Annotated in this window: 9 protein-coding genes; 2 read left to right on the plus strand and 7 right to left on the minus strand. The window is 73.1% G+C overall.

What is annotated here, in order from left to right; all coding sequences use genetic code 11:
• Positions 1-45 precede the first annotated feature (45 nt).
• Entirely contained in the window at positions 46-1,401 is a 1,356-nt protein-coding gene (locus tag ACF08F_RS08320; protein ID WP_392297699.1) for a carbohydrate-binding protein, read from the plus strand.
• Between the two features lie 82 nt (positions 1,402-1,483).
• Here ACF08F_RS08320 and ACF08F_RS08325 read toward each other — a convergent pair whose 3' ends face one another.
• The 4 genes from ACF08F_RS08325 to ACF08F_RS08340 all read right to left on the minus strand — a co-directional run bounded on the left by ACF08F_RS08325 (position 1,484) and on the right by ACF08F_RS08340 (position 6,376).
• Positions 1,484-2,941: a GH1 family beta-glucosidase gene (locus ACF08F_RS08325; RefSeq protein ID WP_392297700.1), complete on the minus strand. Its 1,458-nt coding sequence runs from the start codon at positions 2,939-2,941 to the stop codon at positions 1,484-1,486.
• Positions 2,942-3,004: 63 nt separating this feature from the next.
• Positions 3,005-3,925, minus strand: a complete 921-nt coding sequence (locus ACF08F_RS08330) for a carbohydrate ABC transporter permease (RefSeq protein WP_392297701.1) — start codon at positions 3,923-3,925, stop codon at positions 3,005-3,007.
• On the minus strand, positions 3,922-4,881 hold the full coding sequence (locus ACF08F_RS08335; protein ID WP_392297702.1) for a carbohydrate ABC transporter permease: 960 nt from the start codon (positions 4,879-4,881) through the stop codon (positions 3,922-3,924). Before ACF08F_RS08335 ends, ACF08F_RS08330 begins: the two co-directional genes overlap by 4 nt.
• A 184-nt stretch (positions 4,882-5,065) precedes the next feature.
• Positions 5,066-6,376 carry an ABC transporter substrate-binding protein gene (locus ACF08F_RS08340; protein ID WP_392297703.1) on the minus strand — a complete coding sequence of 437 codons (1,311 nt, stop codon included), beginning with the start codon at positions 6,374-6,376 and terminating at the stop codon, positions 5,066-5,068.
• 383 nt (positions 6,377-6,759) lie between these two features.
• Between ACF08F_RS08340 and ACF08F_RS08345 the strand changes: the two genes are divergently transcribed.
• Entirely contained in the window at positions 6,760-9,504 is a 2,745-nt protein-coding gene (locus ACF08F_RS08345) for a glycosyl hydrolase (RefSeq protein ID WP_392297704.1), read from the plus strand.
• 156 nt (positions 9,505-9,660) lie between these two features.
• Here ACF08F_RS08345 and ACF08F_RS08350 read toward each other — a convergent pair whose 3' ends face one another.
• The 3 genes from ACF08F_RS08350 to ACF08F_RS08360 all read right to left on the minus strand — a co-directional run bounded on the left by ACF08F_RS08350 (position 9,661) and on the right by ACF08F_RS08360 (position 12,997).
• Entirely contained in the window at positions 9,661-10,686 is a 1,026-nt protein-coding gene (locus tag ACF08F_RS08350; protein WP_392297705.1) for a LacI family DNA-binding transcriptional regulator, read from the minus strand.
• 104 nt (positions 10,687-10,790) lie between these two features.
• Positions 10,791-12,176 carry an amidohydrolase family protein gene (locus tag ACF08F_RS08355; RefSeq protein ID WP_392297706.1) on the minus strand — a complete coding sequence of 462 codons (1,386 nt, stop codon included), beginning with the start codon at positions 12,174-12,176 and terminating at the stop codon, positions 10,791-10,793.
• A 158-nt stretch (positions 12,177-12,334) separates the two neighbouring features.
• Positions 12,335-12,997: a GntR family transcriptional regulator gene (locus ACF08F_RS08360; RefSeq protein WP_392297707.1), complete on the minus strand. Its 663-nt coding sequence runs from the start codon at positions 12,995-12,997 to the stop codon at positions 12,335-12,337.
• Between the last annotated feature and the right edge of the window lie 6 nt (positions 12,998-13,003).

Below are 13,003 nucleotides of genomic sequence, written 5' to 3' on the forward strand. Positions count from 1 at the left end.
CCCTACGGTTTCGGCAGATCCCCCACCGAACCGAGGAGACACCCCATGCTCCGACGACACGCCCGCGCGGCGTGTACCGCGCTGGTCGCCGCCGGAATGGCGCTGGCCGGCCTCCAGGCCGGAACCGCCACCGCGGCCCCGGACGGGAACCCGGCCGCGAAGACCGCCGCACAGACCCTCGCCGCCTCCGCCGCCCAGCCCGAACTTCTCTCCGCCATGCAGCGCGACCTGGGACTCACCCGCCCCCAGGCCCTGACCCGGCTGGCCAACGAGGCCGAGGCCGGCGCCACCGCCGCCCGGCTCCGCCAGGGCCTCGGCCCCGCCTTCGCCGGTGCCTGGGTCGACGGGGCCGAGTCCGGCACCCTGACCGTGGCCACCACCCGCGCCGCCGACGCCGCCGCGATACGCGCCACGGGCGCGAACGCCCGGCTCGTCCCGCACAGCCTGACCGCGCTGGAGCGGGCCAAGCAGGCCCTGGACCGGGGCGCCACGGCCGAGGCGCCCGTCCGCTACGTCGACGTCCGCGCCAACGTCCTCGTCGTCGAGGAGACCCGCGCCGGCGCCGGGGCGCGGCTCGCCGAGGCCGCCGGGGTCCCGCGCGAGCTGGTGCGCGTCGTCCGGACCGACCGGGCGCCCCGGCCGCTGTACGACATCCGGGGCGGCGACGCGTACTACATGGGCGGCGGCGGGCGCTGCTCCGTCGGCTTCGCGGTGACCCGCGGGACGACCCAGGGCTTCGCCACGGCCGGCCACTGCGGCCGCGTGGGCACCACGACCAGCGGCTTCAACCAGGTGGCCCAGGGCAGCTTCCAGGGCTCGACCTTCCCCGGCAACGACATGGCCTGGGTGGCGGCCAACACCAACTGGACCTCCACCCCGTACGTCAAGGGCTCCGGCGGCGCGAACGTCCAGGTGACCGGCTCGGTCCTGCAGCCCGTCGGCGCCTCCGTCTGCCGCTCCGGCTCCACCACCGGCTGGCACTGCGGCACCATCCAGCAGCACAACACCAGCGTCACCTACCCGGAGGGCACCATCTCCGGCGTGACCCGCACGACGGTCTGCGCCGAGCCCGGCGACTCCGGCGGCTCGTACATCTCCGGCAGCCAGGCCCAGGGCGTCACCTCGGGCGGCTCGGGCAACTGCTCCAGCGGCGGCACGACCTTCTTCCAGCCGCTCAACCCGCTGCTGCAGAACTACGGCCTGACCCTGAAGACCACCGGGACCGACCCCGGCCCCGGGCCGGGCGAACCCCAGCCGGGCGGCACCTGGGCCGCCGGCAAGGTCTACGCGGCCGGCGCCACCGTCACCTACGGCGGCTCGACCTACCGCTGCCTCCAGGGCCACCAGGCCCAGGCCGGCTGGGAGCCGCCGAACGTCCCCGCCCTGTGGCAGCGACAGTGACCTCCTCCGCGCGGTGAACCGGGGGTGCCGCGGCCCCGAGGGGGGTGCCACGGCACCCCCCTCGGGGCTCCCGGCCCCGCCTTCAGCCCGCGAGGCCTCCGAGGCCCCCGAGGTCGTCGAGGCCTTCGACCCCGCCGCGGGCGATCACGTCCGCGTACCACCGGGCGCTGTCCTTGAGCGTCCGACGCTGCGTGGCGAAGTCCACGTGCACGATGCCGAACCGCTTGCTGTAGCCGTACGCCCACTCGAAGTTGTCGAGCAGTGACCACAGGAAGTAGCCCCGCACGTCCGCCCCGTCCGCCAGGGCCCGGTGCACCGCCGCCAGATGCGCGTGGAGATAGGCCACCCGCTCCGGGTCCTTCACGTTCCCCGACGGGTCCGCGTAGTCGTCGTACGCCGCTCCGTTCTCCGTCACCACCAGCGGGACGCCCGGCAGTTCGTCACGCAGCCGGACGAGGAGCTCGTACAGCCCGTTCGCGTCCACCGGCCAGTCCATCGCGGTGCGCGGCCCCGGAGCGGGCTCGAACCGTACGTGCCGCTCGGCGCCCGCCCACGGCGAGGGGGACTCCGAGCTGCCGGCCGCGACGACCGAGGGGGAGTAGTAGTTGATCCCCAGCGAGTCGATCGGTGCGGCCGCCGTCGCCAGGTCGCCGTCCTCGACGAAGGACCAGTCCGTGATCCCCGCCGTGTCACGGACCAGGTCCTCGGGGAGCCGCCCGTGGAAGACCGGGTCGAGGAAGATCCGATTGCCGACGGCGTCGATGCGGCGGGCCGCGTCCCGGTCCTCGGGCGACTCCGAAAGAGCCCTCACCGCATGCAGGTTGAGCGTCAGGGACACCTCGGCCGAGGCCGGCAGCGCCCCGCGCAGCACCCGCGCCGCGAGACCGTGGGCCAGGTTGAGGTGGTGCGCGGCACGCAGCGAGGCGAGGGCGTCCGTGCGGCCCGGGGCGTGCACGCCGTTGCCGTAGCCGAGGAAGGCCGCGCACCAGGGCTCGTTGAGCGTCGTCCAGGTCGCGACCCGGTCGCCGAGGGCGTCCGCCATGACCCCGGCGTACTCGGCGAAGCGGTACGCGGTCTCCCGCCGCGCCCAGCCGCCGCCGGCGGGCGAGCCGGCGGTCTCGGACTCCAGCTCCTGGGGCAGGTCCCAGTGGTAGAGCGTCGCCACGGGCCGGATGCCGGCCTCGAGCAGTCCGTCGACGAGCCGCCGGTAGAAGTCGAGCCCCTTGGCGTTGGCCGGACCGCTGCCGGTGGGTACCACCCGTGGCCAGGCGATCGAGAAGCGGTAGTCGGTGACGCCGAGCCGCCGCATCAGGGCGATGTCCTCGTCGAGCCGGTGGTAGTGGTCGGCGGCGATGTCACCGGTGTCGCCGTTGCGCACCTTGCCCGGGGTGCGGCTGAAGGTGTCCCAGACGGACGGCGTGCGGCCGTCCTCGGCTGCGGCACCCTCGATCTGGTACGCCGCCGTGGCGGTGCCCCAGCGGAAGCCTTCCGGGAACCGGAGCACGGTCGGGCTGTCGGGGCGAGCGTCGAGCGCGGTCATGAGAAGGGAACTCCCCGTGGTGAGAGGTCTGTTGACGAAAGGACGTGATGGCGGGGCGGCGCGTCAGCCCTTGACCGCGCCCTGCATGATGCCGCCGACGATCTGCCGGCCGAGCAGGCCGAAGACCAGCAGCACCGGCAGGGTGCCGAGCAGCGTGCCCGCCATGATCACGGACTGGTCGTGGACGTAGCCGCCTCCCAGCTGGCGCAGGGCGACCTGGACGGTCGGCTCGGAGGAGGTCAGGGCGACGATCGGCCAGAAGAAGTCGTTCCAGGCGGCCATGAAGGTCAGCAGCCCGAGCACCGCCATGCCGGGCCGGGCGATCGGCACGACGATCGACCAGAAGATCCGGGCGGTGGACGCGCCGTCGACCCTGGCCGCCTCGATCAGCTCGTCCGGCAGGGTCTGGACGAGGTACTGCCGCATGAAGAACACGCCGAAGGCGGAGACGAGGCCCGGCAGGATCACCGACTGGAGCTGGTTCACCCAGCCGAGCTCGGCGATCATCATGAACAGCGGGATCACGCCGAGCTGCGGCGGGATCATCATGGTGCCCACGGTGAGCGCGAGCAGCGCGCCCCGGCCCCGGAAGCGGAGCTTGGCGAAGGCGAAGCCCGCGAGCGTGCAGCACAGCACGGTGCCGAGGGTGATCGAACCGGAGACGATCAGGGAGTTGAGCAGGGCCTTGCCGATGTCCGCCTCTTCGAGGACGGCCTCGAAGTTGCGGATCAGGTTCGGGCCGGGCAGCAGCGACGGCGGGACCTGCGCGAGCTCGGCGTTGGAGCGGCTCGCCGCGACGAGGGTCCAGTAGAAGGGGAAGGCCGAGACCAGGACGGCGACGATCAGGATCGCGTAGGCCACGGGACCCGCGTGCAGGGTGCGGCCCGCCCGGGAGGAGCGGCCGCGCCGGGCGGGGGGCACGGGGGCGGGGGTGGCGGTCCGCGCCGCAGGACGCGGGACCTCGGTGGTGATCGGCGCGGTCATCGGCCGGCCTCCTTGCGCGAACGGCGGCGCACGATCAGGGCGTTGACCCCGACGACCACCACGATGAGCAGGAACATGACCCAGGCGATGGCGGCGGCCCGGCCCAGGTGGAAGAAGCCCCAGCCCTGCTCGTACAGGTAGAGGCCGAGCGTCTGGTACTGGTGCGAGATGCCGCCCGAGATCGAGCCTTCGAGCAGCAGGGGCTCCCCGAAGAGCTGGGTGGCGCCGATGGTGGAGACGATGACCGTGAAGACGATCGTGGGGCGCAGTCCGGGCAGCGTCACATGGAAGAACTGCCGCCAGCGGGAGGCCCCGTCCATCGCGGCCGCCTCGTACAGCTCGTCGGGGATCGACTGCATGCCGGCCAGGTAGATCAGCGCGTTGTAGCCGGTCCAGCGCCAGACGACGACCGTCGAGACCGCGATCTGCGAGGCGAGCGTGCCGTTCTGCCAGTCGACGGGCCCGATACCGACCACCCCGAGCACGTAGTTGATCAGCCCGAAGTCCCGTCCGAAGAGCTGCGCGAAGACGAGGGTGGCGGCGGCCACCGAGGTCGCGTACGGCAGCAGGACCGCCGTCCGCAGGAAAGTGCGGCCGCGCATCCGGTAGTTGAGCAGATGGGCGAGCCCGAGGGCCATCACCAGCTGCGGCACGGTGGACAGGACGCCGATGGTGAAGGTGTTGCCCAGCGAGTTCCAGAAGAACTCGTCGCCGAGCAGCGCGGTGTAGTTGCCGAGGCCCCGCCACTCCATGTCGCCGGGCGTCTGGAGCTCGACCCGGTACAGCGAGACGTAGGCCGTGTAGATCAGCGGGAAGAGTCCGAAGGCGGCGAACAGGGTGAAGAAGGGGGCGATGTAGGCGTACGGCGAGGCCTTCCGCCAGGTCCTGCGGACGGACGACTCCCGCCGGGGCGCGGACGGGGCCATCGGCGGTTTCGCGGGTGCGGTGAGGGTCACGGTGCGGCCCTTCGGGGGAGGAGGCGGGGCGGGGGTACGGCGGGACGTGCGGCCCGGCGGGGCGGCCGAGCACCGGCAGGGGCGGCGAGGCCCCGCGCGGTGCGGTGCCGGGCGGCGTGGGGCGTGGTGGTGCGGTGCCGGACGGGCGTACGCGGGGGAGCGGGCCGCCCGTCCGGCACCGGGATCAGCCGAGGGTGTTCGCGACACCCTTCCGCGCGTTCTCCCACGCCTTCTCGGGCGCGGTGCCCTTGCGCTCGACCTCGCTCAGCGCGTTGGTGATCTGCTGGGCGATGTTCTGGTCGTGCACGCCGAGCACCTGCACCGGGGCCGCCTTCGCCGCGTCACCGAAAATCTTGCCGATCGGCGCGTCCGAGAAGTACGGGTCCGTGGCGGCGGCGACCTTCTCGATCGCTCCGGTCGAGGAGGGGAAGTTGCCCTGCTTCTCGAAGAGCCTGGCCTGCTGCTCGGGCGCGGTGAGCCACTTGATCAGCTCGTACGCCTCCTTCTTGTGCTGCGCGGCCCTCGGCACGGCGAGGTAGGAGCCGCCCCAGTTGCCGGCGCCGCCGGGGAGCGCCGCGACGTCCCAGTTGCCCTTGCCGGACTCGCCGGCCTGGCCCTTGATGTAGCCGAGCATCCATGCGGGGCAGGGCATCGTGGCGAAGGAGCCGGCGGAGAAGGCCTGGTTCCACTGCGGCGACCACTGGTCGAGCTTGGCGCTGAGCCCGTCCCCTGCGGCCTTCACGGAGTGGTCCCAGGCGGCGCGCAGGGCGGGGTTCTCCTCCCAGATCAGCTTGCCCGAGGCGTCGTAGTACCGCTCCTTCTGCTGCCCGATCATGATCGAGTAGAGGCTGCCGACGCTGTCGAGCCAGGCGCTCTTGGCGGGCGCCTTCGCCTTGTACCGCTTCCCGAGCGACAGGTAGCCGTCCCAGTCGGCCCACTCCTTGGCGAGCGCCTCGCGGTCGGTCGGCAGCCCGGCCTTGGCGAAGAGGTCCTTGCGGTAGCACATCGCCTCGGGGCCGACGTCCGTGCCGAGCCCGAGGACCTCGCCGTTCTTCCCGGTGGCCGCCGCCCACTTCGCCTCGGCGAACTGCGCCTTGAGGTCCTCCGCCCCGTACTTCTTCAGGTCCTCGAACTTGTCGGCCTGCTGCTGGGTGACGGAGGCGATCCGGCCCACCTCGATGCCCTGGACGTCCGCGAGACCGCCGCCGCCGGCGAGCCGGGTCTGCAGCGACTTCCAGTAGTCGGCCTCGTCCTCGGTGTCCGTCTGCTTGATCGTGACGCCCGGGTGGAGCTTCTCGTACTCGGCGTAGAGCCCGGCCTCCTTGTAGCCGAAGGAGCCGAAGAGGTCCACGGTGACCGTGACCTTCCCGCCCGCCTTGTCCGTGGCTGCCCCGTCCGACGATCCTCCGCAGGCGGCGAGCAGCGCCCCGCTGAGGACGACCGCCCCGAGCCGGACGGCGAGGGTGGTGGGTCTGACGGCTCGGTCGATGGGCATGGGGGCCTCCCTGGGCTCCGGAGCGAGCGAGAGAACTGATTGAGAGCGCTCTCAAGAATGCGGTTGGAGCGTGCCCGCGGATCGGGTGTCCCGTCAAGACTTGAAGGCGTAACGGCTTGGACTCGGGCGGCGCTCTCCCCTAACTCCCCTCCGTGTCCCCTCCCTTGACACCCACGTTTCGAGAGTTTTACGTTTTCGGCCATCCGGAGCGCTTGAGAGCGCTCTCGGGAGGAGTTTCCGACTCCGTACGCATGCCGCACCACCCCCATCCCCCGTCCGTGCTCGATCCGTCGTGACGACATGAGGTGCCGTTCATGCCCGCCCCCCGCACTCGTACAGCCCTGCGTGCCCGACCGGGTCCGCGCACCCGACCGGTAGCCGTCATGGCCCTGGTCTCCGCCCTCGCCGCCCTGGGCCTCGGCCCCGCAGCCGCCCCGGCGGCCGCCGCCACCGTCCCCGTGGGCGCCGGAAGCTACTCCGACACCCGCCCCGCCGGCACCTCCGGCCCCACCACCAACACCGGCGCCCCGGTCACCCCCAAGGTCACCGCCGCCGCCCAGGGCAAGCCGGTGCCCACCAACGACTGGTGGTCCTCCCTCGCCTTCCAGCGCTACGGGGACAACCCGTACTCCACCCCCATGTACGGCCACCCGCTCACCTACCAGGCCACGGCCGGCGGCCTCGACATCGGCTACCCGACCAGCGCCGCCGTCGTCGGCGACGGCCGCCAGTACGAGTACGCCCACAAGCGCGACCTGACCCTCGGCCTCACCGGCCTCAACGCGCCCGACACCAAGGTCGACGCCTGGTCCGACTGGACCGTCACCCCCCACTGGTCCGACGGCGCGCGCACCCTGCGCACCACCATCGGCCACGGCATGCCCTTCGTGTACGCCAAGGGCACGGGCGGCGACGCCCGGATCACCACCGCCACGGCGCCCACCGTCTTCGCCGACCAGGGCAACGTCCTCGGCATCACCGTCGCCGGCCACCACTACGCCCTCTTCGCCCCGAGCGGCACCGACTGGAACGTCTCCGGCTCGACGCTCACCGCGGGACTCGGCGGCAAGGACTACTTCTCCGTCGCCGTGCTGCCCTCCACCGACGCGCTCGCCACCTACCGGAAGTACGCGTACAGCTTCGTCACCGGGTCCACGGTGAACTGGAGCTACGACGCGGGAACGGTCCGCGCCACCTACGGCCTCACCACCGAGGCCAAGGAGGGCACCGAGCGCGGCACCCTCCAGGCGCTCTACCGGCACCAGTGGCTGCACACCACCGACCCGCTCACCCCGTACACGTACGTCTCGCCCCGCGGCACCATGAAGGTCCGGGAGTCGGCCTCCTTCACCACCACCCAGCGGGCGGCCGCCACCCTGCCCGGCCTCCCGGGCGGCGCCGGTGTCGACACGGCCCGGCTGCGCGGCTACCTGAACGAGGTCGCGAACTCCTCCGACCCCTTCTCCGGAGCCGTCGACACCTACTGGACCGGCAAGGCCCTCGGCAAGCTCGCCCAACTGGTCCCGCTCGCCGACCAGATCGGCGAGGGAGCCATCCGCGACAAGCTCCTCGGCCTGATCAAGGGCCGGCTCCAGGAGTGGTTCACGGCAGGCGGCGCCACCGAGTTCTCGTACGACAACGCCTGGAAGACCCTCACCGGCTACCCGGCCTCCTACGGCAGCGACACCGAACTCAACGACCACCACTTCCACTACGGCTACTACGTCTACGCGGCCGCGATCGTCGCGCAGTACGACCAGGCCTGGGCCGCCGACTCCGCCTGGGGCGCCATGGTGAAGACCCTGGTCCGCGACACCGCCAACCCCAGCCGCACCGACGGCGCCTTCCCCTTCCTCCGCGGCTTCGACGTCTACGCCGGACACAGCTGGGCCAGCGGCCACCAGGGCTTCGCGGCCGGCAACAACCAGGAGTCGTCCTCGGAGTCGACCAACCTCAGCGCCGCGCTCGTCCTGTGGGGCTCGGCCACCGGTGACACCGCCCTGCGCGACCTCGGCACCTACCTCCTCACCACGGAGGGCGAGGCCATCGCCCAGTACTGGTTCGACGCCGACCAGCAGGTCTTCCCCGCCGGCTTCCAGCACGACACGGCCGGCATGGTCTGGGGCAGCGGCGCCGCCTACTCCACCTGGTGGACCGCCAACCCCGAGGAGATCCACGGCATCAACGTCCTCCCGGTGACCGGCGGTTCACTCCACCTCGGCGGCCACAAGGACGCCGTCCGGCGCAACATCGCCGAACTGGAGCGGGAGAACGGCGGACCCGCCGTCGAATGGCGCGACATCCTCTGGGAGTTCCAGTCCTTCGCCGACCCCGCCGCCGCGAAGGCGAAGTGGGACGCGGGCCACGCCGGGTACACCCCGGAAGCCGGCGAGTCGAAGGCCCACACCTACCACTGGCTCACCACCCTCGACGCGCTCGGCGCCCCCGACGCCTCCGTCACCGGGTCGATCCCGACCTCGGCCGTCCTCACGAAGGGGACGACGCGGACGTACGTGGCCCACAACCACGGCTCGACCGCCCGCACGGTCACCTTCTCCGACGGCAAGTCCCTTTCGGTGCCCGCGCGTTCCACCGCGACGGGCAACGGCACGGGGAGCCCGGACCCCGACCCCGACCCGGAGCCGTCCACCGGGAACACCTTCCAGCTCCGCACCGGCGGCACGCTCACCACGGCGACCGGCGGCACGGCGGGCAGCGACACCGTCCTCTCGGCGCAGGGCGCGAACCACGACGGGACCCCGAACCGTCCGCTCGTCTACGAGGTCAAGGGCGTCAACGGCACCCTCCGGGCGGGCGGTTCCACCGCCTTCCGCCTCCAGGTCGACGCCGGTACGGCCGTCGGACTCGGCCAGCAGGCCCGGATCAGCTACGACCTCACCGGCGACGGCACCTTCGAACGGACGGAGACGTACCACTACTTCGCGACCGACCCGGTCACCGGCTGGGAGGAGTACGCCCAGTCGCGCGGCCTCAGGTCCGCCACCGGAACCCTCGGCAACCTCAACGGCGGGACGGTGAGGCTGGAGGTGTGGAGCGCGATCGGCAACGCGGACTCGCGCGTCCAGACCGGCACGGACCGGTCCGTGGTGGTCATCCCGTTCGACTGACCTGACATCCCCTCGGAATCCGAGGCGGGGAACAGGGGGGGCCCCGGGCCCCCCCCCCCCCCCCGCCGCCCCCCCCCCCCCCCCCCGCGGCCCCCCCCCCCCCCCCCCCCCGGCGGCCCCGGAGAGATCCTCCGGTGCCGCCGCCCCTCCTTCGCGTCAGGCCGAGTCGCGGCGCACCAGCGACGTCGGGGTGATCACGGAGCCGGGAGCCGCGCCGTCGGTCCCGTCGAGCAGCCGCATCAGCAGCTTGACCATCAGCCGGCCCATGCCCTCGATGTCCTGGCGGACCGTGGTCAGCGCCGGGGAGGTCCGGTCGATCACCGAGGCCATGTCGTCGAAGCCGACCACCGCCACGTCCTCGGGGACCCGCACCCCGCGCTCCCGCAGGGTGCGCAGCGCGCCCGTCGCCATCAGGTCGTTCGCGACGAAGACGGCGTCGACGTCCGGCCGCCGGTCGAGGAGCTCGGCCATGGCGCGGGCGCCGCTCTCCTCGGTGAAGGCGCCCTGGCACAACAGCTCCGGATCGGCGTCGGGCAGGACGTCGTGGTAGCCGTGGAGCCGGTCGACGGCGGACGTCTGGTCGCGGGGCCCGGCGATGTGGGCGACGGCCCGGCGCCCCAGGCCCACCAGGTGCCCCACGGCCTCCCGGGCGCCGCCGCGGTTGTCGCAGTCGACGAACGGCACGGCCGGGTCGGTGCCCGGAGCCGGGCGCCCGCCGAACACCACCGGGATCCGGGCCCGGTCGATGAGGGCGGGCAGCGCGTCGTCGCTGTGCAGCGAGAACGCGAGCGCCCCGTCGACGTGCCCGCCGCCCAGGTAGCGCGCGATCCGCTCGTGGTCGCCCGGACCCTCCACCCACAGCAGCACCAGCTGGGAGTCGTGCGCCGTCAGCTCCCGGCTGATGCCGCGCACCTGCTGCTCGAAGAAGGGATCGGAGAAGATCCGGAACTCCGGCTCCTCGATGATCACGGCCACGGCGCCGTTGCGCCGGGTGACCAGGGTGCGCGCCGCGTGGTTCGGGACGTAGCCGAGCTCCTCGACCGCCCTGTTCACCTTCTCGACCAGCGGGGCGCGGACGCCCGCACCCCCGTTGACGACGCGGGAGGCCGTGGCGCGGGACACCCCGGCGCGTGCGGCGACGGCTTCCAGCGTGGGGCGGGACCCCGTGGTCTGATCGGGCAAGGCGGTCGCTCCTCGTCTGCGTCTGCTGAGCTGCGGTCCGACGCCGACCAGGATATCCGCAGCCCCCACCTCTTGAGAGCGCTCCCAGGCAGACAAGGGGGATGTCAGGCGAGGAACTCGCCGTCGCGGGCCACCACGGCTCCGCCGTGCACGACCATGTCCCGCCGGGGCATGTCGACGACGACCTGCGGCAGGCATTCGGCCCGTACGAGGACGAAGTCGGCCGGGGCTCCGGGCGCGAGGTCGGCGTGGGCGAGGCCCATGACGTCCGCGCCGCCGTGGGCGGCCACGCGGTAGCAGTCCTCCAGCTCCTCGTCGAGGCGCACGTCCCGGACCCAGCCGAGGAGCTGCGCGCGGTGCAGCATGTCCGCGTTCCCGAACGGGCTCCACGAGTCACGGACGCCGTCCGAGCCGAGCCCGACCCGCACCCCGTGTTCGCGCAGCCGCGCGATCGGCAGGACCAGCGAGTCGGAGGGGGCCACGGTCGTGAGGGCGATGTCCTGGGCGCCCAGGTCGGCGGCGAGGGCGCCGAGTTCGCGGTCCGCCAGGCCCGGCAGGCAGAACACATGGCTGACGGTGACCTTGCCGGCGAGCGACAGGGCCCGTGTGCGGTCGATGATGCCCCGCATCGCCTTGAGGCCCTTCTCGCCGCGGTCGTGGAGGTGGATGTCCACACCGACGCCGTGGCGGTCCGCGATGCCGAAGACGGCGTCGAGCTGCTCGTCGAGCGCCTGGTCGAAGCCGATCGGGTCGATGCCGCCGATCATGTCGATCGTGCCCTCGCGCGCCGCCCGCTCCAGGAGCGCGACCGTGCCCGGCGTACGGATCACGCCGTGCTGCGGGAAGGCCACGATCTGGATGTCGAGCGCGTGGCGAAGCCGCTCCCTGGCCTCCGCGAGGCCCTCGACCCCGGCCAGGCCGTAGGCCGGGGCGACGTCGGCGTGGGCGCGCATCGCCCGGGTGCCCCGGGTGACGGCGTGGGTCATCAGCCCGTACGCGCGTTCCGCGACGGGGCGGCGCTGGGCCCGGAACAGCTCGACGTCCTGGGCGACGTAGTCGGCGATGGTGCTCGCCGGGCGCCGCGAGACCCAGGAGCCGCCCCAGGTCGTCTTGTCGGGGTGGATGTGCGCGTCCACGAGCGAGGGCAGGGCGATCCGGCCGCCGCCCTCGACGACCTTCGCGCCGCGCGGCGCGGGGCCGTTCGCGATGCGGCCGTCGACGACCACGAGGTCGGTGGGCCTCACCGCGCCGAAGGGGCGGACGTTCCGGAAGACGACGGCCTTGGCGCGGCGGCCCGCGGCGCCGGACACGGCGGCCTCGGGGTGGGCGGGGGCCGCGGCCCGGGCGGAGGTCGCGGTGGCGGCCATGGCGGCCGTCGTGCCGGCGAGGGCGGCGGCCCCGGCGAGCATCGTGCGACGCGAGAGGGCGGGGGACGGCGAGGAGGGGGAGGCCGTGGAGGAGGGCATGGCGGAGGACGGGGAGGGTTGCATGGGGACTCCTTGGGGAGGGGCCGAGGGCTCCCCGTTTTTGTATACCAAGCTCTCGGCGCCGGACAAGGGTGTGATCGCGAGCCCACGAAATCCGCACTTCACGACGTCTGTGCACGTCGAGGGGGTGATGTGGGGAGGGTTTTGGTATACAAATACTCTCAGGCGTCGCCGAAGAGGGAGCGCAGCGCCACGGACCTGCTGTCCCGCACGTGCAGCAGCGTGCTGGCCGCTGCGGCCTCCGCGTCCCCGGCGGCGATGTGCCGGAACATCTCCGCGTGCTGGGCCCGCATGTGCGCCGGCTCCTCGCGAAGGCCGAACAGCAGCCGCAGCTGCCAGCTCAGCTGCCCCATGGTGCGGGCGAGCAGCGGGTTGCCCGCCAACTCCACGACGCCCTCGTGGAAGGCCGTGTGGGCGGCCACCTCCCGCGTCCCCTCGCCCGCCGCGGCCGCCGACTCGGCCTGCCGCAGGGCCGCCTCCAGCGAGGCGAGCCCCTCGGTGCCGCCGGCGGCCAGGGCCCGCGCCGCGAGCCGCGACGCCTGGACGGCGAGGGGCTCCCACACCTCGTACAGATGCTCCACGTCGGCCCGTTCGAGCCGGCGGACGCGCACCCCGCTGTGCGGGAGCAGTTCGAGCAGCCCCTCGGCGACGAGCGCGCGCAGCGCCTCGCGCACCGGGACCCGGGACATGCCGAGCTCCTCGGCGACCTCGCGCTCGACGAGCCGGGCGCCCTGCGCGTACCGCCGGTCGACGATGCGCTGCAGCACGGCCTCACGGGCCTGCGCGCTGAGCGAGGCCGCCCCGGTCCTCCCGGTCTCCGTCACGGGCCG

Source organism: Streptomyces sp. NPDC015130 (assembly GCF_043080005.1).
In the GTDB taxonomy this organism is placed as follows: Bacteria; Actinomycetota; Actinomycetes; order Streptomycetales; family Streptomycetaceae; genus Streptomyces.